Origin of the sequence: Streptomyces sp. CBMA291 (assembly GCF_014596525.1) — a bacterium.
In the GTDB taxonomy this organism is placed as follows: Bacteria; Actinomycetota; Actinomycetes; order Streptomycetales; family Streptomycetaceae; genus Streptomyces.
This window is the reverse complement of the sequence record NZ_MSJP01000053.1, coordinates 170,560-197,510: the sequence shown is the minus strand read 5'-3', so window position 1 is coordinate 197,510 and position 26,951 is coordinate 170,560. Positions and strand designations below refer to the sequence as shown.

Here is a 26,951-nt window from a genome sequence, read left to right as displayed (position 1 = left end):
GGAGGAGGGAAGCGGTGGGACACCCCATGATCCCGGATCGTCCTTATGAAACCTTCACCGGTCGGGGTGTCTGTGACACAACTGTTTCGTTCCCTGTCGTATGTCCTCTTTGCCTCGTTCTGCCGTACGTTCGTCAACCAGACTCCACGGAGTCCCCCTAGCGGGCGATCCGTTCGGACGTCAAGACACTTGCAGGGCAAATATCAGGCCCGAAACGCCGCAGATCGTGGGTGCTTATCCCGCAGGTCTCAACTCGGGAAAGATGACCGGGGAAACCTCTCACGATCTTGCTCCGGCGAAGGGAAGTGGACTATACCTGTCGGCGTCCAACCAGTCGTATCCACACGACGGTTCGACGTCCGCACGACCCAGCTGCAAATGACCGCGGTGGCGGGGCCCTTCGCCTGTGGCGAGCCAGAAAACGGGTGACCGGTACACCGCATGAGTCCTGAATGAAGGCGAGGACTTGAGCATGGGATCCACCTCCGCACAGACCAATGAGGGCCTCGGACGCCGAGATCTGATCAAGCGTTCGGCCGCTATCGGTCTGATCTCCGTACCGAGCATGGGCTTCCTCTCCGCGTGTGCCAGCGGTGACGGCAGCGGTAATGAAAAGGTCGAGAAGGGCACGAAGTCCGACAAGAACCCGCTGGGTGTGAACGAGTCGGCTCCGTTCGACTTCGTCCTCTTCGACGGCGGGTTCGGTCAGGATTACGCCAAGGCCGCGGTCAAGCTCTACGAGAAGAATTACCCGAAGGCGAAGGTCAAGTTCACCCCGACCCAGAAGATCGCCACCACGCTCCAGCCCCGCTTCAACGGCGGCACCCCGCCCGACCTCATCGACAACTCGGGCGCCGAGCAGATGGACATGGGCGTCCTCGTCGGTCAGAAGCAGCTCGCGGACCTCACCCCGCTCCTCGACGCGCCGTCCATCGACGACCCGAGCAAGAAGGTCCGTGACACCCTGCGGCCCGGCATCGTCGAGATGGGCCAGTTCGACGGCCAGCCGTGCTGGGTCCTCAACTACGCCTACACCGTCTACGGCGTCTGGTACTCGCAGAAGCTCCTCGACTCGCTGGAGGCGAAGTACCCCGAGACCTGGGACGAGATGATCGAGGTCTGCGGGAAGGCCAAGAAGAAGGGCATCGCGCCCTGGACGTACGCGGGCAAGTACCCGTACTACCTCCCCTTCTCCCTCTACCCGATGATCGGCAAGGTCGGCGGGCGCGAGGTCCTGGACGCCATCGACAACCTGGAGCCGAAGGCCTGGGAGCACCCCGCGGTCAAGTCGTGTCTCGAGGCGTACTACGAGCTGGTCAAGAAGGGCTTCATCCTGGAAGGGACGCCCGGTCTCGACCACATCCAGTCGCAGACCGCGTGGACCGAGGGCAAGGCGCTGTTCCTCCCCAACGGCTCCTGGGTCGAGAACGAGGCCGCGAAGACCATGCCGGCCGACTTCAACCTGGCGGTCTCCGCCCCGACCGGCCTCGACGCCTCGGACAAGATGCCGTTCGGCACCATCTGGGCGGCCGGCGGCGAGCCCTTCATCGTCCCGGCGAAGGCGGCCAACGCCGAGGGTGGCATGGAGCAGCTGCGCATCATGCTCAGCGAGGCCTCCTCCAAGAGCTTCACGGAGTCCGTGAAGTCCCTGACCGCGCTGAACGGCGGCACCGACGGCGTCAAGATGACCCCGGGTCTCGCGTCCGGCGTCGCGGCCCTGAAGAAGGCCGGCGAGAACGTGGTCAACCCGCGCCTCCAGGACTGGTACGTCACCCTCCAGAAGGACCAGATCGGCGGCGCCGGTCTGGGCGAGATGATGGCCGGCCGCGCCACCCCGACCGAGACGATCAAGAAGATCCAGAAGTTCGCGGACGACGCGGCCAAGGACTCCTCGATCAAGCACTACAAGCACCAGTGAGCAGTGCCGGGGCCCCTTCCCGCCGACCGGGAGCGGGCCCCGGCCCCTCCGCGTGCCGCATCGGTGGCGCGCCTCCGCGGGAAGATCGGGGTCGGTAGGAATGCAACACGGCAAATACCGTTTCATCGTGGGGTTCCTGGTGGCCCCCCTCGCGCTCTATGCGCTGTTCGTCATCTGGCCGTTCATCCAGTCCATCTACTACTCGTTCACGGACTGGACCGGACTGAGCCCCGACTTCGGGATCGTCGGCTTCGACAACTACAGCAGGATGCTCGACGACGAGATCTTCTGGAAGTCGTTGCAGCACAGTCTGATCTTCGCGGTGGTGCTGCCGCTCGTCTCCATCGGGCTCGCGTTGTTCTTCGCATTCATGCTGAATGTCGGCGGTCGTCGCCGTAAAGGCGCAGCCATTGGCGGAGTTCGCGGTTCCGCTTTCTATAAGATCGTCTATTTCTTCCCTCAGGTGCTGTCGATCGCGATCGTCGCACTGCTCTTCCAGTTCGCATACAACCCGAGTGGCGGAGCAATCAACTCCGCATTGCGGGGGGTCGGTCTCGGAAGTATTCAGCCGAAGTGGCTGGGTGATCCGAACCTCGCTCTGATCTGTGTGATGGTGGTTCTGGTCTGGTCCACCGTCGGATTCTTCGTCGTCCTCTTCTCGGCCGGAATGGCGTCCATTCCCCGTGATTTCTACGAGGCGGCGCTGCTCGATGGCGCGAACCGGGTCACCACGTTCTTCAAGATCACCCTGCCGCTGCTCTGGGACACCGTGCAGTCGGGCTGGATCTACATGGGCATCCTGGCACTCGGCGCCGAGTCCTTCGCCGTCGTCCAGATCATGACCGTCGGCGTCAACGGCGGCGGGCCCGACTACTCGACCGTCGTCCTTCCGTTGTACGTGTACCAGAAGGCGTTCCGGGACGGTCAGGCCGCCTACGCCACGACCATCGGTGTCGCGCTCCTCCTCGTCACGCTCGCCTTCGCGGCCGTGGTGATGAAGCTGGGCCGACGCGAGCGGCTGGAGTTCTGATGAAGACCACCGACACGGCCACCCCCGGCGTCGAGTCCCCCGGCTCCCCGGGCGGTTCGGGACCCGCGGTCACCAAGGTGCCGCCCGCCCTCGGCAAGGAGCCCAAGAGCGAGGGGGCGACGCTCAACGTCTTCTCGCACGGCGTTCTGATCATCTGGGCGATCCTGGTCGTCCTGCCCCTGCTCTGGGCGGTCGTCAGCTCCTTCAAGACCGACCGGGCGATCTTCACCACCCCGTGGTCGCTCCCCGACACGCTGCACTTCGAGAACTGGTCGCGCGCCTGGACCCAGGCGCATATGAGCGACTACTTCCTGAACACGATCCTGGTGGTCGGCGGTTCGCTCATCGGCACCCTGCTCCTCGGCTCGATGGCCGCCTACGTCCTGGCGCGCTTCGACTTCCCGGGCAACCGCTTCATCTACTTCCTGTTCATCGGAGGGATGAGTTTCCCGATCATCCTGGCGCTTGTGCCGCTGTTCTACGTGATGCAGAACATGTCCCTGCTCAACACGTTGCCGGGGCTGATCCTGGTCTACATCGCGTACTCGCTGCCCTTCACCGTCTTCTTCCTCACCGCCTTCTTCCGTACCCTGCCGTCCTCGGTGGCGGAAGCGGCCTTCGTGGACGGTGCCTCGCACACCCGGACCTTCTTCCAGGTGATGCTGCCAATGGCCAAGCCCGGTCTGATCAGCGTCGGCATCTTCAACTTCCTCGGCCAGTGGAACCAGTACCTGCTGCCGACCGTGCTCAACACCGAGCCGGAGAAGAAGGTGCTCTCGCAGGGTCTGGTGCAGCTCGCGGTGAGCCAGGGCTACAAGGGCGACTTCTCGGGACTCTTCGCCGGTCTGGTGATGGCGATGCTCCCGGTCCTCGCCGCGTACATCATCTTCCAGCGGCAGGTGGTGACCGGCCTCACCGCCGGCGCCGTGAAGTGACGGCAGGGGGTGCGACGCCCCCAGCCGTGAAGTGAGGGAAGGGGCCGCGACGCCCTCTCGGCGGTACCCGGGATCACCCCCGCATCAGCCCCCCATCACCCCCACGTCACAGCCCCCTCAGAGCCCACATCGCAGCCCCCAGGGCCCCCGGCGCACCGCGCGCCGGGGGCCCTGGCGTGTGTCCCGGCCCGCTCCTGAGCCCGCCACCCGCCCCGGAGGCCGCCCGGTCGGCCATTCAAGGTCTTGACGGGAAGCGAGGCGAAAGCGTCCCCTTAGGGTTCACATGTTGGAGAAATAGTGGGAGTGAGTGGGTCTATGGAGACTCCGGGTTCGCAGACGTCGCTGCACCGGGCCAACCTCGAACGGGTCGTCCGCGCGGTGCGCATGGCCGGTTCGCTCACCCAGGCGGAGATCGCACGGGCGACGGGCCTCTCCGCCGCGACGGTCTCCAACATCGTCCGGGAGCTGAAGGAGAGCGGCACGGTCGAGGTCACCCCGACCTCGGCGGGCGGGCGCAGGGCCCGCAGCGTCTCGCTCTCCGGGGACGCCGGCATCGTGATCGGGGTGGATTTCGGCCACACCCACCTCAGGGTCGCCATCGGCAACCTCGCCCACCGGGTGCTGGCGGAGGAGGCCGAACCGCTCGATGTGGACGCCTCCGCCGCCGAGGGCTTCGACCGTGCGGAGCAGCTGGTCAGGAGGCTGATCCAGGACACCGGGGTCGACCAGGGCAAGGTGATCGGCGTCGGGCTCGGCGTCCCCGGGCCCCTCGACGTCTCGTCCGGCACGCTCGGCTCGACCTCGATCCTGCCGGGCTGGGGCGGTATCAATCCGGCCGAGGAGCTGTCCGGGCGGCTCGGCGTCCCCGTCCATGTCGACAACGACGCCAACCTGGGCGCGCTCGGCGAGCTGGTCTGGGGCGGCGGGCGCGGGGTCAGGGACCTGGCGTACATCAAGGTGGCCAGCGGCGTCGGCGCCGGGCTCGTCATCGACGGGCGGGTCTACCGGGGGCCCGGCGGCACCGCGGGCGAGATCGGGCACATCACGCTCGACGAGTCGGGACCGGTCTGCCGCTGCGGCAACCGGGGATGCCTGGAGACCTTCGCCGCCGCCCGGTACGTGCTGCCGCTGCTCCAGCCCGGTCACGGGCCCGATCTGACCATGGAAGGGGTGGTCCGGCTCGCCCGCGAGGGAGACCCGGGGTGCCGCCGGGTGATCGCCGACGTGGGACGGCACATCGGCAGCGGCATCGCGAGCCTCTGCAACCTTCTGAACCCGAGCCGGGTGGTGCTCGGCGGCGACATCGCCGAGGCGGGGGAGCTGCTCCTCGGACCGGTCCGGGATTCCGTGGCGCGGTACGCGATTCCCAGCGCCGCCCGGCAGCTGTCCGTGGTCCAGGGGGCGCTGGGCGGACGGGCCGAAGTGCTCGGGGCGCTCGCGCTGGTGCTGAGCGAGATGGGGGACTCGACCCTGCTGGAGAGTGTGCCGCCGGTGGCGGGGCGTTCCTCGGCGGGGACGCGGCTTGCCTACACCTAGAGAAACGGCTGCCTTCACTTAGAGAACGGACGGCACCGTTGTCATCTCGTTAATAATTTACTTCTTGACGGCAAGGTGCCGGGCGAGTTGACTTCGTGTCACCTCGGCCGCACATGACGCGGCCACGTCAGGGAGGCAAGTCCATGCACGCAGTGACGCACCGCGCCGTCATCGTCACGGCCGCGGTCTCGATGTCCCTCTCGCTCGCCGCCTGCGGCAAGGCGGGCGGCGGCGACAGCAATGACAAGGGAAGCTCCACCAAGATCGGGCTGCTCCTGCCCGAGAACAAGACCGCACGATACGAGGCGCTGGACAAACCCCAGTTCGAGAAGGCCGTCGCCGCCGCCTGTGCCGACTGCGAGGTCGTCTACAACAACGCGGTCTCCGATGTCGTCAAGCAGAAGCAGCAGTTCGACCAGCTGATCGCCGACGGGGTCAAGGTGATCGCCCTCGACCCGGTCGACGCCACCAAGGCCGCCGCGTGGGTCGCCGACGCCAAGGCCAAGGGCGTGCGGATCGTCGCGTACGACCGTGCGGTCGCGGGCGCCGACGCCTATGTCAGCCACGACAACACCAAGGTCGGCGAGCTTCAGGGGCAGGCCCTGCTGGCCGCCCTCGGCGCCAAGGCGGCCACCGCCAAGGTGGTGATGATCAACGGCGACGAGAAGGACCCGAACGCGGCCCTCTTCAAGAAGGGCGCCCACAGCGCCCTCGACGGCAAGGTCGGCAAGGTCGTCTACGAGGCGTCCGGCGAGTGGGATCCGAAGATCGCCGGAGAGAAGATGTCCGCCGCGATCTCCTCCGTCGGCAAGAGCGGCATCGGCGCCGTCTACTCCGCCAACGACGGCATGGCGGGCGGTGTCATCACCTCCCTGGAGAACGCCGGCATCAGGGACATCCCGGTCGGCGGCCAGGACGCCGAGGCCGCCGGCATCCAGCGGATCATCGCGGGCAGCCAGACCTTCACCATCTACAAGTCGCCGCTCCAGCTCGCCCCCGAGGCCGCCAAGTTCGCGGTGAACCTCCTCAAGGGCAAGGAGCCCGGCGCCCAGGGCGCGACCGACGGCGTGCCGTCGACGCTCTTCCCGCCGGTCGTGGTCGACCGGAAGAACATCCAGTCCACGGTGATCAAGGACGGCATCTACCGGGCGTCCGAGCTGTGCACCCCGGACCTCGCCGCCCGCTGCACCGCCCTCGGCGTCAAGTGAGCCACCGGCCCGCGCGGGGAGAGGACACCCCGCCCGAGCCGCACTGAGCCCGCCGGTCCCCGCACGGGACCGGCGCGACCGACCGGCCCCCATGGGCCCGGTCACACGGATCGGCCCCGTCACCGGCCCGCGCGAGAGCGCGGCTTCGCGTACGGGGGCCCCGAGCCCCTCGTACGGCCGGAAGGCGTACGACCGGTCCGTCCCCGCCCGTCCGGTCCCCGGCCGACCCAGACCCCGCTGTCGGTCCGGGGGCCGGACGGGCCCCTTCGATACTTCGGCGCCGCACGGCGGCGCGTCAGGCGGCCGCTCCCGGGGCGGCGAAGGAGTTGGTTCACGTGTCCCAGACGCCCGTGCTGGCGTTACGCGGAATCTTCAAGCGGTTCGGAGCGGTCCAGGTCCTCTCCGGAGTCGATCTCGAAGTCCACGCGGGAGAGGTCGTCGCCCTCGTCGGCGACAACGGAGCGGGAAAGTCCACGCTGGTCAAGACCATCGCCGGAGTCCACCCCATCGACGAAGGCGTCATCGAGTGGGACGGCGAGCGCGTCGAGGTCCAGCGCCCCCACGACTCCCAGAACCTCGGGGTCGCGACCGTCTACCAGGACCTCGCGCTCTGCGACAACCTCGATGTCGTCGCCAATCTGTTCCTCGGCCGGGAGATCGTGAGGGGCGGAGTCCTCGACGAGGTCGCCATGGAGAAACGGGCCGAGGACCTCCTGGCCACCCTCTCCATCCGCATCCCCAGCGTCCGCATCCCCGTCGCCGCCCTCTCCGGCGGACAGCGCCAGGTCGTCGCCATCGCGCGCGCCCTGGTCGGCGACCCCCGGATCGTGATCCTCGACGAGCCGACCGCGGCCCTCGGCGTCGAGCAGACCGCACAGGTCCTCGACCTGGTCGAGCGCCTGCGCGAGCAGGGCCTCGGCGTCCTCCTCATCAGCCACAACATGGCCGATGTGCGGGCCGTCGCCGACACCGTCGCCGTCCTGCGCCTCGGCCGCAACAACGGCACCTTCCCGGTGGCCGGCACCACCCACGAGGAGATCATCGCCGCGATCACCGGAGCCACGGACAACGCCGTGACCCGCCGCCAGGCCCGCACCACGGAGGTGACGCGATGAGCACGACCCCGTCGGCGCCGGAGAGCGCGACGCCCGGCCCCCGTACGACCCGCTCGACGTCCGAAGCCCCCGCGCCCCCCGCCCGTACGCCCGCCGCCGTCGACCCCCGGCTGCTCGTGCGCGAGCGGGGCTTCCAGGGGTACGCGGCGGAGTTCCGACGCAAGATCCGGTCCGGTGAGATCGGCTCGCTGCCCGTGGTGGTCGGCCTGATCGTCATCGGCGTCGTCTTCCAGGCACTCACCGGCAACTTCATCACCTCGTACAACCTCGACCAGATCACGCTGTACGCGGTCGGCCCCGGCATCATGGCCGTCGGCATCGTCTTCGTCCTGCTGCTCGGCGAGATCGACCTGGCGGTCGGTTCCGTCGCCGGGCTCGCCGGTGCCGTCTGGGGCGTCCTCGGCACCGACCTGCCCGACTCCCTCGCCCTGCTGCTCGGGATCCTCTCGGGCACCCTGATCGGCGCCTTCCACGGGCTGGTCTTCGCGAGGATCGGCGTGCCCGCCTTCGTCGTCACGCTGGCCGGGTTCCTCGGCTGGGCCGGGCTCCAGACCTGGGTGATGGGGGACCGCTCCACCATCCCCACCCCGATCGGCAGCTTCGTCGGCGACCTCACCAAGTACTACTTCTCCGACATCGCCGCCGCCTACGGCCTCGCCGTCGTGGTCGTCGTCGCCTTCTTCCTCGCCCAGTTCCGCGACGCCCGCCGCCGCAGGGCCGCCGGGCTGCCGCACCGCCCGCCGAGCGAGATCCTGCTGCGCACCGCCGTCCTCGCGGTCCTGGTCCTCGTCGCCGCGTACGGCTTCAACCAGGAGCAGGGCCTGCCGCTCTCCCTGGTGATCTTCCTGGTGATCCTGCTCGTCACCGACTTCGTGCTGCGCCGCACCACGTACGGCCGTCAGGTCTTCGCCGTCGGCGGCGGCATCGAGGCGGCCCGCAGGGCCGGGATCAACGTGTCCTGGATCCGGACCTCGGTCTTCATGGTCTCCGGCACGCTCGGCGCCGTCGGAGGTCTGTTCCTCGCCTCCGCGACCGGCGGCGCCGACCGCTCCCTCGGCGGCGGCAACCAGCTGATGATGTGCATCGCCGCCGCCGTCATCGGCGGTACGTCCCTGTTCGGCGGACGGGGCAAGGTCTGGTCGGCGCTCCTGGGCATCCTGGTGATCCAGTCGATCGTCCAGGGCCTCAACCAGCTGAACCTGTCCTCGAACGCCATCCAGTACATGATCACCGGGGCCGTCCTGCTCATCGCCGTGATCATCGACTCGGTCTCCCGCCGCACCCAGAAGACGGCGGGCCGCGCCTGACCGACCGCCCCGCGACAGCCGAAAGGGCCGCCTTCCCCGTACGGGTGTACGGAGTGGGCGGCCCTTTCCGGTCCCCGAAGGGTGCGGGGTCACGGGGATACGGCGGTGGCGACGGCCGGTTCGGGCGTGGTGGCAGGGGCGGTCGCCGCCGTCCTGCGCTCCAGGGCGGTCGACCAGAAGGCGAGGAGCAGCGCGGAGCAGGCGAGGGCGGCGCCGACCCAGTTCGGGGCGGTGTAGCCGAAGCCGCCCGCGATGACGAGCCCGCCGAGCCAGGCGGCGAGGGCGTTGCCGAGGTTGAAGGCGCCGACGTTGACGGCGGAGGCCAGGGTGGGGGCGCCGTGGGCCTGGTCGAGGACGCGCTTCTGGAGCGGCGGCACGGTGGCGAAGCCGAAGGCTCCGATGAGGAAGAGGGTGAGCGCGGCGAGGATCTTGTCGTGGGCGGTGAGGACGAAGAGGGCCAGGACGACCGCGAGCGAGGCGAGGGCGGTGTAGAGGAGCGGCATGAGCGCCCGGTCGGCGTACCGCCCGCCGACCAGGTTGCCGACGAACATGCCGAGGCCGAAGAGGACGAGGAGCCAGGTGACGGCGGCGTCGGAGTAACCGGCGACCTCGGTCATCATCGGCGCGACGTAGGTGATGGCGGTGAAGACGCCGCCGAAGCCGAGGGCGGTCATCGCCATCGCGAGCAGGACCTGGGGGTTGCGGAAGGCGCCGAGTTCCCCGCGCAGCCGGACGCCCTCGGGGCGGGGCAGGGCGGGGACGAGCCGGGCGATGCCGAGCATCCCGACGAGACCGAGCGAGGCGACGGCGAGGAAGGCGGCGCGCCAGCTCACCGTCTGGCCGATGAAGGTGCCGAGCGGTACGCCCACGACGGTGGCCACGGTCAGTCCGCTGAACATCAGGGCGATGGCGTTCGCCTTCTTGTCCGGGGCGACCAGACCGGCGGCGACGACGGAGCCTATGCCGAAGAACGAGCCGTGGGCGAGGGAGGCGACCACCCGTCCCGCCAGCATCAGCTCGAAGGTCGGGGCGAGGGCGGAGAGCGTGTTGCCGACCACGAACAGGCCCATCAGGACCATGAGCATCCGCTTGCGGCTCACCCGGTTGCCCAGGACGGTCAGCACGGGAGCGCCGACGACGACGCCGAGCGCGTAGCCGGTGACGAGCAGACCGGCGGTGGGGATCGTGACGCCGTAGTCGGCGGCGATGTCGGGCAGCAGCCCCATGACCACGAACTCGGTGGTCCCGATGCCGAAGGCCCCGATGGTCAGGGCGAGGAGCGCGAGAGGCACGGGGTCTCCCCTTCTCGGTTGCTTGAGTGAGCCGTTAAGGAGATGCCACAATAATTGCACACGCGCGATAAATGCAAACGCGGGCAATGTGTGATGTCTGCGGGACGGCGAGAGAAGGATGGCGGCGTGAAGCGGGTACCCGGAGTGGTGGCGGGGCGGGTACCGGAGCGGTGGCAGGGCGGGTACCGGAGCGGTGGCGGAAGCGGGTGCCCGGGTGGAGGCGGAAGCGGGTGTCCGGGCGGAGGCGGGACGGCTGCTGCTCGGGGGTGGTGGGGGCGCGAGTGAGGGGCGCGCGTCGTGGGCTTTCGCGCTGGGGCGGCTCCGCTCGTAGAATCGCGCGGTGAACGAGAACCTCCCCCCGTGCCCCCAGTGCTCCGGCGTCTACACCTACGAGATGGGCGCCCTGCTCGTCTGTCCCGAGTGCGGCCACGAGTGGCAGCCCGCCGCCGGGACCGCGAGCGAAGGCGTCGACGGCGGCGCGAAGGTAGTCCGTGACGCCGTGGGTAACGTCCTCGCCGACGGCGACACCGTGACCGTCGTCAAGACCCTCAAGGTCAAGGGCAACCCCAGCGGCATCAAGGCGGGCACCAAGGTCCGCAACATCCGCCTCATCGACGGCGTCGACGGCCATGACATCGACTGCAAGGTGGACGGCTTCGGCGCCATGTACCTCAAGTCCAGCCTGGTCAAGAAGGCCTGACGCGCCCCCGGAGCGCGGAGGGCGGAGAGCCGGTGGCCCCCGGGGGCGGCGCTCCGCTCCGGGACCGGCCCCCACCGGCCGGGAGGCCCGCCGCGCGGGGCCGTACGGATCAGCGGCATGTAGGCCATTCGAGTGACGACCGACTCCCCGGCCCGATGCCCACGATCCAAGACGGAACATTAGACTCGACAAATCGGCATGCTCGACCAGCTCAAACGCAAGGAGGCACGGGTGGCTCTGCTGACCCGTATCAGGGGACCGCGAGATCTGGACCGGCTCTCCCCGGAACAGCTGGACCAGCTGGCCGACGAGATCAGGACGTTCCTCGTGGACGCCGTCTCCAAGACCGGCGGCCATCTCGGACCCAACCTCGGTGTGGTCGAGCTGACCATCGCCCTGCACCGGGTGTTCGACTCCCCGAAGGACAAGGTCCTCTGGGACACCGGCCACCAGAGCTACGTCCACAAGCTGCTCACGGGCCGCCAGGACTTCTCCCGGCTCAAGATGAAGGGCGGCCTCTCCGGCTACCCCTCGAAGGCCGAGTCCGAGCACGACGTCATCGAGAACTCGCACGCCTCCACGGTCCTCGGCTGGGCCGACGGCCTCGCCAAGGCCAACGAGGTCCTGAAGAAGGACGACCACGTCGTCGCCGTCATCGGCGACGGCGCCCTCACCGGAGGCATGGCCTGGGAGGCGCTGAACAACATCGCCGCCGCCAAGGACCGCCCGCTCGTCATCGTCGTCAACGACAACGAGCGCTCCTACGCGCCCACCATCGGCGGCCTCGCCAACCATCTGGCGACCCTGCGCACCACCGACGGCTACGAGCGCTTCCTCGCCCGCGGCAAGGACATCCTGGAGCGCACCCCCGTCGTCGGGAAGCCGCTCTACGAGACCCTGCACGGAGCCAAGAAGGGCCTCAAGGACTTCATCGCCCCCCAGGGCATGTTCGAGGACCTCGGCCTGAAGTACGTCGGCCCCATCGACGGCCACGACATCGAGGCCCTGGAATCCGCCCTGACGCGCGCCAAGCGCTTCGGCGGCCCCGTGATCGTCCACTGCCTCACCGAGAAGGGCCGGGGCTACCAGCCCGCCCTCCAGGACGAGGCCGACCGCTTCCACGCCGTCGGCAAGATCCACCCCGACACCGGACTGCCCATCGCTTCCTCCGGCGCCGACTGGACCAGCGTCTTCGGCGAGGAGATGGTCGCGCTCGGCAAGGAGCGCGAGGACATCGTGGCGATCACCGCCGCCATGCTCCAGCCCGTCGGCCTCGACCGCTTCGCCAAGGCCTTCCCCGAGCGGGTCTACGACGTCGGCATCGCCGAGCAGCACGCCGCGGTCTCCGCCGCCGGCCTCGCCACCGGCGGCGTCCACCCGGTCTTCGCCGTCTACGCGACCTTCCTCAACCGCGCCTTCGACCAGGTCCTGATGGACGTGGCCCTGCACAAGTGCGGCGTCACCTTCGTCCTGGACAGGGCCGGTGTCACCGGCACCGACGGCGCCTCCCACAACGGCATGTGGGACATGTCCATCCTCCAGGTCGTGCCCGGTCTGCGACTCGCCGCCCCGCGCGACGCCGACCAGGTCCGCGCCCAGCTCCGCGAGGCCGTCGAGGTCACCGACGCGCCGACCGTGGTCCGCTTCTCCAAGGGCGCCGTGGGCCCGGCCGTCCCCGCGCTGCGCCGGATCGGCGGCATGGACGTCCTGCGCGAGCCCGCCACCGATCTCCCCGACGTCCTGCTCGTCTCCGTCGGCGCGCTCGCCCCGATGTGCCTGGAGATCGCCGATCTCCTCGACCGGCACGGCATCTCCACCACCGTGATCGACCCCCGCTGGGTCAAGCCCGTCGACGAGGCTCTCGCCCCGCTCGCCGAGCGCCACCGGGTCGTCGTCACCGTCGAGGACAACAGCCGCGTCGGCGGCGTCGGTTCCGCCGTCGCCCAGGCGCTCCGCGACGCGGGCGTGGACGTCCCGCTCCGGGACTTCGGCATCCCGCCGCGCTTCCTCGACCACGCCTCCCGCGGCGAGGTCCTGGCCGAGATCGGCCTGACCGCCCCCGACATCGCCCGTCAGGTCACCGGTCTGGTCTCGCGGCTCGACGGTCTTCCCCGCGCCCTCGACGCCGAACGGGTCGAGCAGGCAGCCGGGAGCGCCACCCCCGAGGTGGAGCCCGCCCGCGACTGACGGACTTCCTCACTCCCCGTCACCCCAGGGGCCGGTTGGTTCACTCTTCGGAGTGCCGACCGGCCCTTTCGCGTGCATTCTGACCACAAGACGGGCAGCCCCATGGCAGGGAGGTACGACGATGAGTACGGACCAACGGCCACGCGCCGGCTCGGGGATGTTCCGGACCAAGTCGGTCGAGCAGTCGATCCGCGACACCGAGGCACCCGAGCACGCGCTCCGCAAGTCCCTGTCCGCCTGGGATCTGACGGTGTTCGGAGTCGGCGTCATCATCGGCACCGGCATCTTCGTCCTCACCGGCAAGGTCGCCAAGGAGAACGCGGGACCGGCCACCGCCCTCGCCTTCGTCGCCGCGGGCATCGTCTGCGCCCTGGCCGCCCTCTGCTACGCCGAGTTCGCCTCGACGGTGCCGGTGGCCGGATCGGCGTACACCTTCGCGTACGCCTCCATCGGCGAGCTGCCCGCCTGGACCATCGGATGGGACCTCGTCCTGGAATTCGCCCTGGGGACGGCGGTGGTCGCCGTCGGCTGGTCGGGGTACGTCCGCTCGCTCCTGGACAACATCGGCTGGCATCTGCCCGCCTCGCTCGAAGGGCCCGACATCCCCGGCGGCACCTTCGACATCCTCGCCTTCGGGCTCGTCCTCCTGCTGACCGTCGTCCTCGTCCTCGGGATGAAGCTCTCCGCCCGGATCACCAGCGTCGTCGTCACGATCAAGGTGATCGTGGTGCTGATCGTGATCGTCGCGGGTCTGTTCTTCGTCTCCGCCGAGAACTACAAGCCCTTCATCCCGCCCGCCGTCGCCCCACCCGGCGGCGGCTCCGACTGGACCGAGCCGCTGATCCAACTGATGTTCGGGTACCAGCCGACCAACTTCGGAGTGATGGGCATCTTCACCGCCGCCTCCGTCGTCTTCTTCGCCTTCATCGGCTTCGACGTGGTGGCCACGGCAGCCGAGGAGACCAAGCTGCCGCAGCGGGACATGCCCCGGGGCATCCTCGGCTCCCTCCTCATCTGCACCGTGCTCTACGTGGCCGTCGCCCTCGTCGTCACCGGCATGCAGCACTACACGGAGCTGTCCGTGAGCGCCCCCCTCGCCGACGCCTTCAAGGCCGTCGGACACCCGTTCTACGCGGGCGTGATCAGCTTCGGCGCCGCCATCGGCCTCACCACGGTCTGTCTGATCCTGCTCCTGGGCCAGACCCGGGTGTTCTTCGCGATGAGCCGGGACGGACTGCTGCCGCGCTTCTTCTCCGTCACCCACCCGCGCTTCCACACCCCCTACCGCCCCACCATCCTGCTCGGCGTGATCATCGCCGTCGTCGCGGGCTTCACCAGCATCAACGAACTCGCCACCCTGGTGAACATCGGCACCCTCTTCGCCTTCATCGTGGTCGCCGTCGGCGTCATCGTCCTCCGCCGCGCCCGCCCCGACCTGCCCAGAGCCTTCCGCACCCCCTGGGTGCCCGCCCTGCCGATCATCTCCATCGCCGCCTCGTTCTGGCTGATGCTCAACCTGCCGGGCGAGACCTGGTTCCGCTTCGCCGTCTGGATGCTGATCGGCTTCGTCGTGTACTTCCTGTACGGGCGCCGTCACAGTCGGCTCGCGCGGGAGAGTGCCGCCCCGCACTCCTGAGCCCCGACGCCGAAGGCGCGGAAAAGCGGCTCGGGGAGGGCGACTACAGTCGGCTCGTACCCGAACTCCTTCCGACGACCGGAGTGCTGGATCCCCCCATGGCGAATCGATCACAGGTCCCCGCTGCCCGTTCCCACGGCTCCGCCGCCCCGCACCTCCAGGGAGCCTGGCTGACCAGGGGAGCGGACGGCAGGTTCAGTGCCTATCTGCCGCGGAACGGGGAGGTGGTGCGCTGGACCGAGCAGCCGGACGGCAGTTGGAGCGGACCCGATTCGCTCGGCGGGGACGGGCTCGACCCCTTCCTGGCCGTCGGCCAGGGCGCCGACCGCTATGTGCACCTCGTCGGGCTGCGCCCTGTCGGCGGGGGAGAGGGAAACGTCGAACTGGTGCACTCCGTCCAGTTCCAGACCGGCCGCCCCGCCGCCGCCTGGCGCTCCATCGGCCACTCCAACGGCAAGAGCCCCTGGACCGGCAACCCCTCCGTCACCGTGGACGCCCAGGGTCGCGCGTACGTCTTCGTGCGCAACGCCGGAGGCGGACTGAGCGTGCGCGCCCAGAAGGACGCCGGGGGCTGGCACCCCTGGTGGGACCTGCACGGCTGGAAGACCGACGCCTCCCCGGTGGCCGTCTGCAACGGCGAGGGGCGCGTCGAACTCCTCACGGCGACCGAGAAGGGGCTGTTCCACTACGTCCAGGAGGAGCCCGGCGGCCGCCCCGTCCGCAAGGACCCGCTGCCCGCCGAGGTCACCTTCGGCACCCTCGCGGCCGTCACGGGCCCCTCCGGGAACGTGACGCTCTTCTACGTCGACAAGACGGCCAAGGTCCGTGCCTGGTCCCCCGGACGCTCCCTTGAGCCCACGGTCCTCGGCGACGCCGCCGGTACCGGGCGGCTCTCCGCCACCCGCTGCCTCATCGACGGCTTCGACTGCACGGTCCTCGCCCAGCAGTCCGCCGACGGACGGCTGGCCCTCGCCGCCTACCCGAGCGAGAAGGAGGACGAGGGGATCGCATGGGCGGAGACGGGGGAGCCCCGGGGCGAACTCGCCACCGTCCTCACCCGGGGGCTCGACGGCCGGCTCGTCGCCATGTCCCTGGTCGGCGACAGCACCCTGATCACCACCCGCCAGAAGGCGACCGCCGAGGGGCTCCTCCTGGAGGGCTGGCGCTCCATAGGCTGACCGCGAGAACGGGCCCGTACGCCGGAAAGGCTCCGTGACCACGGGAAACCCCGTGACGGCGGAAAGGGCTCCGCGGCGATGGAGAACGGCCCCGTGACGGCGGGAACGGTCCCGTGACGACGGGAACGGCCCCGTGAGACGGAGAACGGCCCCGGCACCTGGAAGAGGTGCCGGGGCCGTTCTCCTTGGGCCCAGGGGAGGTTACGCCGGGACGCTCGCCACGCCCTGTGCCAGGAAACGCTTGCCGTTGGCGCGCTCGGAGACGCCCTCACGGTCCAGGTACGGCGTGATGCCGCCCAGGTGGAAGGGCCAGCCCGCACCCGTGATCAGGCAGAGGTCGATGTCCTGCGCCTCGGCGACGACACCCTCCTCCAGCATCAGGCCGATCTCCTGCGCCACCGCGTCCAGGACGCGGTCGCGGACCTGCTCCTCGGTCAGGACGACATCGCCCTGCCGCAGGAGCGCGGCGACCTCGGGGTCCAGCTCCGGCTTGAAGCCGTTCTCCGGCTTGTAGACGTAGAAGCCGCGCTTGCCCGCCTCGACGACCGCCTTCAGGTTGGGGGAGACCGTGAAGCGGTCGGGGAAGGAGCGGTTCAGGGTCTCGGAGACGTGCAGACCGATCGCCGGACCGACCAGTTCGAGGAGGACCAGCGGGGACATCGGCAGGCCCAGCGGCTCGACCGCCTTCTCCGCCGTGGCCACCGGGGTGCCCTCGTCGATGACGTTCTGGATCTCGCCCATGAAGCGGGTCAGGATGCGGTTCACGACGAACGCCGGGGCGTCCTTGGTGAGGACTGCGGTCTTCTTCAGCTTCTTCGCCACGCCGAACGCGGTGGCGAGCGAGGCGTCGTCGGTCCGCTCGCCGCGGACGATCTCCAGGAGCGGGAGGATCGCGACCGGGTTGAAGAAGTGGAAGCCGACCACGCGCTCGGGGTGCTTCAGCTTCGAGGCCATCTCCGAGACGGAGAGCGAGGAGGTGTTGGTGGCGAGGACCGCGTGCGCCGGGGCGACCGCCTCGACCTCCGCGAACACCTTCTGCTTGACGCCCATCTCCTCGAACACGGCCTCGATGATGAAGTCCGCGTCCGCGAAGCCCTCGGCCTTGTCCAGGACGCCGGAGACCAGGCCCTTGAGACGGTTGGCCTTGTCCTGGTTGATCCGGCCCTTGCCCAGCAGCTTCTCGATCTCGCCGTGGACGTAGCCCACGCCCTTGTCCACGCGCTCCTGGTCGATGTCGGTCAGGACGACCGGCACCTCGAGGCGGCGCAGGAAGAGCAGGGCGAGCTGGGAGGCCATCAGACCGGCGCCGACGACGCCGACCTTGGTGACGGGGCGCGCCAGGGACTTGTCCGGGGCGCCCACCGGGCGCTTCCCGCGCTTCTGCACCAGGTTGAAGGCGTAGATGCCGGAGCGCAGCTCGCCGCTCATGATCAGGTCCGCGAGGGCCTGGTCCTCGGCGTCGAAGCCCTTCTGAAGGTCGCCGTCCTTGGCCGCCGCCATGATGTCGAGGGCGCGGTAGGCGGCCGGAGCGGCGCCGTGCACCTTGGCGTCGGCGAGGGCGCGGCCCTTGGCGACGGCCTGGTCCCAGGCCTCGCCCCGGTCGATCTCGGGGCGGTCGACGGTCACGGAGCCGTCGAGGACGCCGGCCGTCCAGACCAGCGACCGCTCCAGGAAGTCGGCGCCCTCGAACAGGGCGTCGGCGATGCCGAGTTCGAAGACCTGCTTGCCCTTGAGCTGGCGGTTCTGGTTCAGGGCGTTCTCGATGACGACCGTGACGGCCTTCTCCGCGCCGATCAGGTTCGGCAGGAGCGCGCAGCCGCCCCAGCCGGGCACCAGACCGAGGAAGACCTCGGGCAGCGAGAAGGCCGGCAGGGCCTTCGACACGGTGCGGTAGGTGCAGTGCAGACCGACCTCGACGCCGCCGCCCATGGCCGCGCCGTTGTAGTACGCGAAAGTCGGCACGGCGAGCGCGGACAGACGCTTGAAGACGTCGTGGCCGCCCTTGCCGATGGCGAGCGCCTCTTCGTGGCTCCGCAGCAGCTCGACGCCCTTGAGGTCGGCGCCGACGGCGAAGATGAACGGCTTGCCGGTGATGCCGACGCCGACGATCTCACCGTTCGCGGCCTCGGCCTCGACCTGGTCGATCGCGGCGCTCAGGTTGGCCAGCGACTGCGGGCCGAAGGTGGTCGGCTTGGTGTGGTCGAAGCCGTTGTCCAGCGTGATCAGGGCGAACCTGCCCACACCCGCGGGCAGTTCGAAGTGCCGTACGTGGGCGCTGGTGACGACCTCGTCGGGGAAGAGCGCGGCGGCGCCCTTCAGAAGCTCGGCGGTGGTGCTCACTTGCCCTCCCAGTGGGGGTTCTCCCAGATGACCGTGGCGCCCATGCCGAAGCCGACGCACATGGTGGTGAGGCCGTAACGGACCTGCGGCTGCTCCTCGAACTGGCGGGCCAGCTGCGTCATCAGACGGACGCCGGAGGAGGCGAGCGGGTGGCCGTAGGCGATGGCGCCGCCGTACTGGTTCACCCGGGCGTCGTCGTCGGCGATGCCGTAGTGCTCCAGGAAGGCGAGGACCTGCACGGCGAAGGCCTCGTTGATCTCGAAGAGGTCGATGTCCTCGATGGACAGACCGGCCTTCGCGAGGGCCTTCTCGGTGGCCGGGATCGGGCCGTAGCCCATGACCTCGGGCTCGACGCCGACGAAGGCGTACGAGACGAGGCGCATCTTGACCGGGAGGCCGTTCTCGCGGGCGAAGTCCTCGGAGGCGATGATCGAGGCGGTGGCACCGTCGTTGAGACCGGCGGCGTTGCCCGCGGTGACGTTGCCGTGGACGCGGAAGGGCGTCTTCAGACCGGCGAGCGACTCCAGGGTGGTGCCGGGGCGCATCGGCTCGTCGGCGGTGACCAGACCCCAGCCGGTCTCGCCGGTGGAGGCGTCGGTGCGTCGGACCGAGATCGGCACCAGGTCCTGCTGGATCTTGCCGTCGGCGTACGCCTTGGCGGCCTTCTCCTGCGAGCGCACGGCGTACTCGTCGGCGCGGAGCTTGGTGATGCCGGGGTAGCGGTCGTGCAGGTTCTCGGCGGTCATGCCCATGAAGAGGGCGGACTCGTCGACGAGCTTCTCCGACACGAAGCGCGGGTTCGGGTCGACGCCCTCGCCCATGGGGTGGCGGCCCATGTGCTCGACGCCACCGGCGATGACGGCGTCGTACGCGCCGAACGCGATCGAACCGGCGAGGCTGGTCACCGCGGTGAGGGCGCCGGCGCACATGCGGTCGATGGAGTAGCCGGGCACCGACTGCGGCAGCCCGGCGAGGATGCCCGCCGTGCGGCCGAGGGTCAGGCCCTGGTCGCCGATCTGCGTGGTCGCGGCGACGGCGACCTCGTCGATCTTCGCGGGGTCGAGGGCCGGGTTGCGGCGCAGCAGCTCCCGGATGGCCTTCACGACGAGGTCGTCGGCCCGGGTCTCGTGGTAGATGCCCTTCGGGCCCGCCTTGCCGAACGGGGTGCGGACGCCGTCGACGAAGACGACGTCCCTGACGGTACGAGGCACGATGGCTCTCCTCCAGGGTGCGGGATGGCACTGCTGCCGCGGCACACGCCTAAGCGTGCGCTTGCTCCGCCCATGCTACTTGCGGGTAACCAGGCTGCCCAGTCCTTGGGGCCCAAGCGGCGAAGGTCACACCCGGAACCTTGCCGGAACGGCCGGGGCGACGCCAGGGAATGCCGGGAGCACGGGGGCGGGGCGGGGCGGAACCTCATGGCGCCATTGCCCTGCGGCCCTGCGGCCCTGCGGGGCTCCGCGATCCACGCCCTGCGTCCTGCGGCCTCCCGGCCCCGCGCCCCGGCCCCGTGCCCTGCGGTCCCACGGGCCCCGCGATCCACACGCCGTGCCCTGCGGTCCCACGGGCCCCGCGATCCACACGCCGTGCCCTCCCGGCCCCTCGCCCAGCGGCCTCCCCGCACCGTCCCGTCCGGCCCCGCCCCGTCCCCCGAAACACCGAGACGGCCCCCGGTGTCCTGTCGGATGTCGGGGGCCGTCTCGGTGTGGCCGGGGTCAGGAGGAGGCCGTCAGGGCCTTCACCAGGAGCGGGGTCACCAGTTCCACCTGCCAGGGGCGGGCGCCGTACCCGGTGAGGGCGGCGGCCACGGTGGTGGTCCCGGCCGTCGGCGGCTCCCAGCAGACCCGGCGCACGGTGTCCGGGGTGATCAGGTTCTCCTGCGGCAGGTGCAGCGTCTCGGCGAGCGCCGACACCGCCGTCCGCGCCGCGGCGAGCCGGGCGGCGGCTGCCGGGTCCTTGTCGGCCCAGGCGCGCGGCGGCGGCGGGCCCGCCAGCTGGGTGCCCGGCTGCGGCAGCTCGCTCTCCGGCAGCGCCCTGGCCCGGTCCACCGCCGCCTGCCACTGCTCCAGCTGACGGCGGCCCATCCGGTGCCCGAAGCCGGGCAGGGCGGTGAGCGCGGCCACGTTCACCGGGACGGCGAGCGCCGCCTCCACGATCGCGGCGTCGCTCAGCACCTTGCCGGGGGAGACGTCACGGCGCTGGGCGGCGCGGTCGCGGGCCGTCCACAGCTCCCGTACGACCGCCATCTGGCGGCGGCGCCGCACCTTGTGCATGCCGGAGGTACGCCGCCACGGGTCCTTGCGCGGCGGGGCGGGCGGGGCGGAGGCGATCGCGTCGAACTCCTGGAGCGCCCACTCCAGCTTGCCCTGGCGGTCGAGTTCCTTCTCCAGCTCGTCGCGGAGGTCGACGAGCAGCTCCACGTCGAGCGCCGCGTACCGCAGCCAGGGCTCGGGCAGCGGGCGGGTCGACCAGTCAACGGCGGAGTGGCCCTTCTCCAGGGCGAATCCGAGGACGGACTCGACCATCGCGCCGAGGCCGACGCGCGGGAAGCCCGCGAGCCGTCCGGCCAGCTCCGTGTCGAAGAGCGAGGTCGGCAGCATGCCTATGTCCCGCAGGCACGGCAGGTCCTGGGTCGCCGCGTGGAGGATCCACTCGGCGCCGCCGAGGGCCTCGCCGAAGGCGGAGAGGTCGGGGCAGCCCACCGGGTCGATGAGCGCGGTGCCCGCGCCCTCGCGGCGGAGCTGGACGAGATAGGCGCGCTGGCCGTAGCGGTACCCGGAGGCGCGCTCGGCGTCGACGGCGACGGGGCCCCGGCCCGCGGCGAAGGCGGAGATCACCTCGGTGAGGGCGTCCGCGCTCGCGACGACGGGCGGAATCCCCTCGCGGGGCTCCAGCAATGGGATCGGAAGCCCATTCGCAGGGACATCGTCGTCCGGGGGGCCGCCCCCGGTGGTGCGCAGTGCTGTGTCTGCTGCGGTCTCTTGGGCGTCGGTCACCTGTCAAGGGTATCGGTGAACGGCAAGCGCCTGTCGACGGAACGTTCCGTCGACAGGCGCGGGCTTGTCGTCGACCGCTGGGGTCAGTGGATGATCCCGGTCCGCAGGGCCACCGCGACCATGCCGGCGCGGTCTCCGGTGCCCAGCTTGCGGGCGATCCGGGCGAGGTGGCTCTTCACGGTGAGGGCCGAGAGGCCCATGGAGACGCCGATGGCCTTGTTCGACTGGCCTTCCGCGACGAGCCGGAGCACCTCGACCTCACGGCCGGAGAGCTCGCGGTAGCCGCCCGGGTGGCTCGGGGCACCCGGGGGGCGGCGGTGGCCGAGCCGGGCGGCGGCGGCACCGATGGGGGCGGCGCCGGGCCGGGTCGGGTGGCCGATGTTGGTCCGGGTGCCGGTGACGACATAGCCCTTCACACCGCCCGCGAGGGCGTTGCGCACGGCGCCGATGTCGTCGGCGGCCGAGAGGGCGAGGCCGTTGGGCCAGCCGGCGGCGCGGGTCTCGGACAGCAGGGTCAGGCCGCTGCCGTCGGGCAGGTGGACGTCGGCCACGCAGATGTCGCGCGGGTTGCCGACGCGGGGACGGGCCTCCGCGATGGACGAAGCCTCGATCACGTCACGTACTCCGAGGGCCCACAGGTGGCGGGTCACGGTGGAACGGACGCGCGGGTCGGCCACGACGACCATGGCCGTCGGCTTGTTCGGGCGGTAGGCGACCAGGCTTGCGGGCTGCTCGAGGAGAACGGACACCAGGCCTCCTGGGGGGAAGGGTGCGGGACGGGCCGGCTCGGGGAAGAAGCCGGGGGGTGACCCGTGCAGTGAAGGGTCACTGACTCCTTCGGCAGGTGTACCGCCCGCCTTTAGAGAAAGATCACGTTTTGGTGAGTAACAATCAGGGCAATTCGGACGCGTGATCGATCATCCTACGAGCGGTCACGCCCCGTCACCCCCACGGGGGAGCGCCGGGGCATCCGTCCGGGCGCCCCTCAGGGCTGCTGGGGACCCCGGCGCTGGGGCAACGAGACGACCCCCGCCCCCGACACCGTCCCCGCCCCCGGCTCGACCGGCGCGGGCGGCAGCCCCGCGATCTGGCAGAGCAGATCGCACCAGGCGGCCAGATGCGCCCCGGTGTCCGGCACCCCGCCCAGCCCCTCGCGCGGGGTCCAGGACGCCCGGATCTCGATCTGCGTCGCCGGACGGCGCTCCGCGAGCCCCCCGAAGTAATGCGAGCCCGCCATCGTCACGGTCCCGCTCGACTCCCCGTACGAGAGCCCCCGCGCCTCAAGGGCCCCCGTCAGCCAGGACCAGCACACCTCGGGCAGCAGCGGGTCCGCCGCCATCTCGGGCTCCAGCTCCGCCCGGACCAGGGTCACGAGGCGGAACGTTCCCTTCCAGGCCTCGTGCCCGTCCGGATCGTGCAGCAGCACGAGCCGCCCGTCCGCGAGGTCCTCCTCACCGTCCACGACGGCCGCCTCCAGCGCGTACGCGTAGGGCGCGAGGCGCTGCGGCGGGCGCGTCGGATCGATCTCCACCTCCGGCCTCGGCCGGGTCGCGCGCAACGCCTCCACCGCGCGCCGGAACGCGAGCGGTACCGGGTTCGTCTCCGTGCTGTCCGCCGTTTCGCCTGTCCCTCGTTCGCCGTCGGAATGATCGGAAGAATGTCCCTGAGCCGCAGCCATGCGGGGAAGAGTAGGCGGAACGGGGCCTCCGTGCAGGGAGGGACACCCGGCCCGGCCGAGCGGCTTCCCGCCACATGCGAAGATTCGGGGCGTGAGTGCCAACGACCTTCCCCTCTCCCATGGCGCGGCCGGGGCCGGGAACACCCCCTCCACGGGCCAGCAGACGGACAAGCAGTCGCGGACGTACGACTCCGCGTTCCTCAAGGCGTGCAGGCGGGAGCCCGTGCCCCACACCCCCGTGTGGTTCATGCGGCAGGCCGGGCGCTCCCTCCCCGAGTACCTGAAGGTGCGCGAGGGCATCCCCATGCTCGAATCGTGCATGCGGCCCGAGCTGGTCACCGAGATCACCCTCCAGCCGGTCCGCCGGCACAAGGTCGACGCCGCCATCTACTTCAGCGACATCGTCGTCCCCCTCAAGGCCATCGGCGTCGACCTCGACATCAAGCCCGGCGTCGGCCCGGTCGTCGCCGACCCGATCCGCACCCGCGCCGACCTGGCCCGGCTGCGCGACCTGACCCCCGAGGACGTCCACTACGTCACCGAGGCCATCGGCATGCTCACCGGCGAGCTGGGCGACACCCCGCTCATCGGCTTCGCCGGGGCGCCCTTCACGCTCGCCAGCTACCTCGTCGAGGGCGGCCCTTCGCGCAACCACGAGCACACCAAGGCGCTGATGTACGGCGACCCGCAGCTCTGGGCGGATCTGCTCGACCGCCTCGCCGAGATCACCGCGACCTTCCTCAAGGTCCAGATCGAGGCCGGCGCCTCCGCCGTCCAGCTCTTCGACTCCTGGGTCGGCGCCCTCGCCCCCGCCGACTACCGCCGCTCCGTGCTGCCCGCCTCCGCGAAGGTCTTCGACGCGGTCGCCGGATACGGCGTCCCCCGCATCCACTTCGGCGTCGGCACCGGCGAGCTGCTCGGCCTCATGGGCGAGGCCGGAGCGGACGTCGTCGGCGTCGACTGGCGGGTCCCGCTCGACGAGGCCGCCCGCCGCGTCGGCCCCGGCAAGGCGCTCCAGGGCAATCTGGACCCCGCCGTGCTCTTCGCCTCCCGGCAGGTCGTCGAGGCCAAGACCGACGAGATCCTGACCGCCGCGAAGGACCTCGAAGGCCATGTCTTCAACCTGGGCCACGGCGTCATGCCCTCGATGGACCCGGACGCCCTGAGCCGTCTCGTCGAGTACGTCCACACGCGCACGGCCGTCTGACCCACCCGGCGGTCCACGGCACGGCACCCGGCTCCCGTACGGAACATCCCGTACGGGAGCCGCCGCGCGTCCGGCACGGAGCGGGGCCCGGCGCCCCTACGGGTAAGCCCTGATGCTCCGGCCGGAGAGCCCCGGCGCCCCTACGGGAAACCCCCGACGCCCCCGCAGCCCCCAGCGCCCCCAGGGCCTCAGCCCGCCGCCCTGACCGCCGCCGTCGCCTTGCGGGCCGCGATCAGGACCGGGTCCCACACCGGGGAGAACGGCGGCGCGTACCCCAGGTCCAGGGCCGTCATCGCCTCCACGGTCATCCCCGCCGTCAGCGCCACCGCCGCCACGTCCACCCGCTTCGCCGCCCCCTCACGGCCCACGATCTGCACCCCGAGCAGCCGGCCCGTACGCCGCTCGGCCAGCATCTTCACCGTCATCGGCGCCGCCCCCGGGTAGTACCCCGCCCGGCTCGTCGACTCCACCGTCACCGACACGAACCGCAGCCCCACCTCCCGGGCGTCCTTCTCCCGCAGCCCCGTCCGCGCGATCTCCAGATCGCACACCTTGGACACCGCCGTCCCCACCACCCCGGGGAACGTCGCGTACCCGCCGCCCGCGTTCGTCCCGATCACCTGCCCGTGCTTGTTGGCGTGCGTCCCCAGCGGCACGTGCCGGTCCCGGTTGGCGACCAGATCGAGGACCTCCACGCAGTCGCCGCCCGCCCAGATGTCCTCATGGCCCCGCACCCGCATCGCGAGATCCGTCAGGAGCCCCCCGCTCACCCCCAGGGGCAGACCCGCGGCCCGCGCCAGCGAGGTCTCCGGGACCACCCCCATCCCCAGGACCACCACGTCCGCCGGATACTCGGCCTCGTCCGTCGTCACCGCCCGCACCCGGCCGTCCTCGCCGACCAGGACCCCCGTCGCCGCCGCCGAGGCCACCGTCCTGATCCCCAGACCGTCCATCGCCCGGTGCACCAGGCGCCCCATGTCCGCGTCGAGCGTCGCCATCGGCTGCTCGCCCCGGTGCAGCACCGTCACCTCGTACCCGCGGTTCAGCAGCGCCTCGGCCATCTCCACCCCGATGTACCCGGCGCCCACCACCACCGCCCGCCGCCCCGGCGTCCCCGCGAGCGAGTCGAGCAGCGCCTGCCCGTCGTCCAGGGTCTGCACCCCGTGCACCCCGGGCGCGTCGATCCCCGGCAGCGCCGGACGCCGGGGCCGCGCCCCCGTCGCGATCACCAGCTTGTCGTACCCCGTCCACGCCTCCGTACCGGCCTCCAGATCCCGGGAGAGGACCCGGCGGCCCGCCACGTCGATCTCCGTGACCTCCGTCCGCATCCGCAGATCGATGTCCCGCGCCCGGTGCTCCTCAGGCGACCGCGCGATCAGCTCGTCCCGGGACGCCACGTCCCCGCCGACCCAGTACGGGATGCCGCAGGCCGAGAACGACGAGAAGTGACCGCGCTCGAAAGCGACGATCTCCAGCTCCTCGGGCCCCTTCAGCCTGCGCGCCTGCGAGGCGGCGGACATCCCCGCCGCGTCGCCCCCGACCACCACCATGCGTTCAGTCATGGGCCCCATTCTCGGGTGCCCGCCCCGCCTCCGGGGCGCTCCCGGCCGCCGGAGCGCTCCCCGCCGGGGCCGCCGCACCCGCCCCGGACGCCTCCGAGGGCCCGTCCGCCAGCGGAGCCCCGGCGGCGTTGCGCGGGGTGTGAGGGCGTACGGGGGAGGGGGCGGCCGGACGCCGGGCCGCGAGGCGCGGCCGGACCAGCCGACGCCACAGCAGGAACAGGACCACCGCCACCACCAGCCACGGAGCCAGCGCCGCGAGGACGATCCCGACCCAGGCGGCCGCGCCCACCAGCGCGTTCCAGCCACCCGACAGCGCGTCGCCGAAGCCCGGACGGCCCTCGGCGGGCGCCTCCGCCTCCTCCCGTAGCTTCTCCGAGAGGGAGAGCGTGATCGTCGACAGCGACGTCCGGTCCTTCAGCGAGGTCTGCTGGGCGAGCAGGGCCTCCAGATCCGCCTGACGACGGCTCAGCTCCCCCTCAAGGGTCACCACGTCGGACAGCTTCTCCGCCCGGTCCATCAGCTCCCGCACCCGCGCCACGCTCGCCCGCTGGGTCGCGATCCGGCTCTCGACGTCCACCACCTGATCGGTGACGTCCTTGGCGTCCGCCTTCCGGGCCAGCAGCCGCCCCGTGCCCGCCAGCTCCGTGAGCACCGCGTCGTACCGCTCCTGCGGCACCCGCAGCACGATCACGGAGGTCATCCGGGTGTCGTCGCCCCGCTCCGTCCTCTCGTTCTCCACGCGCCCGCCCGCCTCCGCCGCCACCCGGCGGGCCGTGGCCAGGGCCTTCGCCGCGTCGTCGACCTCCACCGAGAGCGAGGCCGTCCGGATGACGTGCTGCCGGGCCTGCGGCTTGACCTGGGTCCCGGTCTGGGTCCCGCTCTTCCCGTCCGCCTGCGCGGCGGCGTCCCCCGCGCCCGGCCCGTCGGCGGGCCGCGCCGCGCTCATGTCCGACTTGCCCGAGTCCGTCTCGCCGCCGCCCGCGCAGCCGGTCAGCAGCAGCGCGGCCGTCAGCAGCGCACCGCCCGCCGCCGCCCGCGCTCTCCTCGTGCCGCGTACGTTCGTCATGGTCGTCCCCCAAGGGATCGTGGCGGATGTCCTTCGTTAGACGTACCGATCCTGCGGAAG

20 protein-coding genes are annotated in these 26,951 nt (G+C 70.9%); 12 read left to right on the top strand and 8 right to left on the bottom strand.

Translation table 11 applies throughout. The features are described from left to right. Positions 1-472 precede the first annotated feature (472 nt). The 7 genes from ngcE to BU197_RS14665 all read left to right on the top strand — a co-directional run bounded on the left by ngcE (position 473) and on the right by BU197_RS14665 (position 9,049). Positions 473-1,918 carry an N-acetylglucosamine/diacetylchitobiose ABC transporter substrate-binding protein gene (ngcE, locus tag BU197_RS14695; protein WP_188268717.1) on the top strand — a complete coding sequence of 482 codons (1,446 nt, stop codon included), beginning with the start codon at positions 473-475 and terminating at the stop codon, positions 1,916-1,918. A 100-nt stretch (positions 1,919-2,018) separates the two neighbouring features. Further along, a complete protein-coding gene (locus BU197_RS14690; protein ID WP_188268716.1) occupies positions 2,019-2,948 on the top strand; it encodes a carbohydrate ABC transporter permease in 930 nt (309 codons plus the stop codon). Next, on the top strand, positions 2,948-3,883 hold the full coding sequence (locus BU197_RS14685; RefSeq protein ID WP_188268715.1) for a carbohydrate ABC transporter permease: 936 nt from the start codon (positions 2,948-2,950) through the stop codon (positions 3,881-3,883). Before BU197_RS14690 ends, BU197_RS14685 begins: the two co-directional genes overlap by 1 nt. 315 nt (positions 3,884-4,198) lie before the next feature. Further along, positions 4,199-5,419, top strand: a complete 1,221-nt coding sequence (locus BU197_RS14680) for an ROK family transcriptional regulator (protein WP_188268714.1) — start codon at positions 4,199-4,201, stop codon at positions 5,417-5,419. A gap of 143 nt (positions 5,420-5,562) precedes the next feature. After that, entirely contained in the window at positions 5,563-6,627 is a 1,065-nt protein-coding gene (locus tag BU197_RS14675; protein WP_188268713.1) for a substrate-binding domain-containing protein, read from the top strand. 335 nt (positions 6,628-6,962) lie between these two features. Further along, positions 6,963-7,742 carry an ATP-binding cassette domain-containing protein gene (locus BU197_RS14670; RefSeq protein WP_188268712.1) on the top strand — a complete coding sequence of 260 codons (780 nt, stop codon included), beginning with the start codon at positions 6,963-6,965 and terminating at the stop codon, positions 7,740-7,742. After that, positions 7,739-9,049 carry a sugar ABC transporter permease gene (locus tag BU197_RS14665; RefSeq protein WP_188268711.1) on the top strand — a complete coding sequence of 437 codons (1,311 nt, stop codon included), beginning with the start codon at positions 7,739-7,741 and terminating at the stop codon, positions 9,047-9,049. The genes BU197_RS14670 and BU197_RS14665 overlap by 4 nt, the downstream gene beginning before the upstream one ends. Before the next feature lie 89 nt (positions 9,050-9,138). On the opposite strand, the gene BU197_RS14660 is transcribed toward BU197_RS14665, so the two are convergent. Then, the gene (locus BU197_RS14660; protein ID WP_188268710.1) at positions 9,139-10,341 is read right to left on the bottom strand and encodes an MFS transporter; all 1,203 of its coding nucleotides are present in this window, start codon (positions 10,339-10,341) and stop codon (positions 9,139-9,141) included. A 340-nt stretch (positions 10,342-10,681) separates the two neighbouring features. Between BU197_RS14660 and BU197_RS14655 the strand changes: the two genes are divergently transcribed. From BU197_RS14655 to BU197_RS14640, 4 genes are all read left to right on the top strand, one after another. Further along, positions 10,682-11,041: a zinc ribbon domain-containing protein YjdM gene (locus BU197_RS14655; RefSeq protein WP_188268709.1), complete on the top strand. Its 360-nt coding sequence runs from the start codon at positions 10,682-10,684 to the stop codon at positions 11,039-11,041. Positions 11,042-11,272: 231 nt separating this feature from the next. Further along, positions 11,273-13,228 (top strand): 1-deoxy-D-xylulose-5-phosphate synthase, encoded by a 1,956-nt coding sequence (dxs, locus tag BU197_RS14650; protein WP_188268749.1) that lies wholly within the window; start codon positions 11,273-11,275, stop codon positions 13,226-13,228. Between the two features lie 121 nt (positions 13,229-13,349). Beyond that, positions 13,350-14,864 (top strand): amino acid permease, encoded by a 1,515-nt coding sequence (locus BU197_RS14645; protein ID WP_188268708.1) that lies wholly within the window; start codon positions 13,350-13,352, stop codon positions 14,862-14,864. A 98-nt stretch (positions 14,865-14,962) separates the two neighbouring features. Then, positions 14,963-16,042 (top strand): hypothetical protein, encoded by a 1,080-nt coding sequence (locus tag BU197_RS14640; RefSeq protein WP_188268707.1) that lies wholly within the window; start codon positions 14,963-14,965, stop codon positions 16,040-16,042. 201 nt (positions 16,043-16,243) lie between these two features. Here the strand turns inward: BU197_RS14640 and BU197_RS14635 are convergent, their stop codons facing one another. The 5 genes from BU197_RS14635 to BU197_RS14615 form a co-directional block, all read right to left on the bottom strand. Further along, positions 16,244-18,382, bottom strand: a complete 2,139-nt coding sequence (locus tag BU197_RS14635; RefSeq protein ID WP_188268706.1) for a 3-hydroxyacyl-CoA dehydrogenase NAD-binding domain-containing protein — start codon at positions 18,380-18,382, stop codon at positions 16,244-16,246. Continuing rightward, on the bottom strand, positions 18,379-19,593 hold the full coding sequence (locus BU197_RS14630; RefSeq protein ID WP_188268705.1) for a thiolase family protein: 1,215 nt from the start codon (positions 19,591-19,593) through the stop codon (positions 18,379-18,381). Before BU197_RS14630 ends, BU197_RS14635 begins: the two co-directional genes overlap by 4 nt. A 504-nt stretch (positions 19,594-20,097) precedes the next feature. Beyond that, positions 20,098-21,378 carry an HRDC domain-containing protein gene (locus BU197_RS14625; protein ID WP_188268704.1) on the bottom strand — a complete coding sequence of 427 codons (1,281 nt, stop codon included), beginning with the start codon at positions 21,376-21,378 and terminating at the stop codon, positions 20,098-20,100. An 83-nt stretch (positions 21,379-21,461) separates the two neighbouring features. Next, on the bottom strand, positions 21,462-22,127 hold the full coding sequence (locus tag BU197_RS14620) for a response regulator transcription factor (RefSeq protein WP_015037008.1): 666 nt from the start codon (positions 22,125-22,127) through the stop codon (positions 21,462-21,464). Between the two features lie 236 nt (positions 22,128-22,363). Next, the gene (locus BU197_RS14615; protein ID WP_188268703.1) at positions 22,364-23,056 is read right to left on the bottom strand and encodes a DUF3000 domain-containing protein; all 693 of its coding nucleotides are present in this window, start codon (positions 23,054-23,056) and stop codon (positions 22,364-22,366) included. 91 nt (positions 23,057-23,147) lie between these two features. Here BU197_RS14615 and hemE point away from each other — a divergent pair, with 91 nt between their 5' ends. Next, entirely contained in the window at positions 23,148-24,263 is a 1,116-nt protein-coding gene (gene hemE / locus BU197_RS14610; RefSeq protein ID WP_188268702.1) for a uroporphyrinogen decarboxylase, read from the top strand. A gap of 188 nt (positions 24,264-24,451) precedes the next feature. Here the strand turns inward: hemE and BU197_RS14605 are convergent, their stop codons facing one another. Together BU197_RS14605 and BU197_RS14600 are read right to left on the bottom strand one after the other, a co-directional pair. Next, positions 24,452-25,825, bottom strand: a complete 1,374-nt coding sequence (locus BU197_RS14605) for an FAD-dependent oxidoreductase (RefSeq protein ID WP_188268701.1) — start codon at positions 25,823-25,825, stop codon at positions 24,452-24,454. Next, positions 25,818-26,891, bottom strand: a complete 1,074-nt coding sequence (locus tag BU197_RS14600) for a DUF4349 domain-containing protein (RefSeq protein WP_188268700.1) — start codon at positions 26,889-26,891, stop codon at positions 25,818-25,820. Before BU197_RS14600 ends, BU197_RS14605 begins: the two co-directional genes overlap by 8 nt. Positions 26,892-26,951 lie beyond the last annotated feature (60 nt).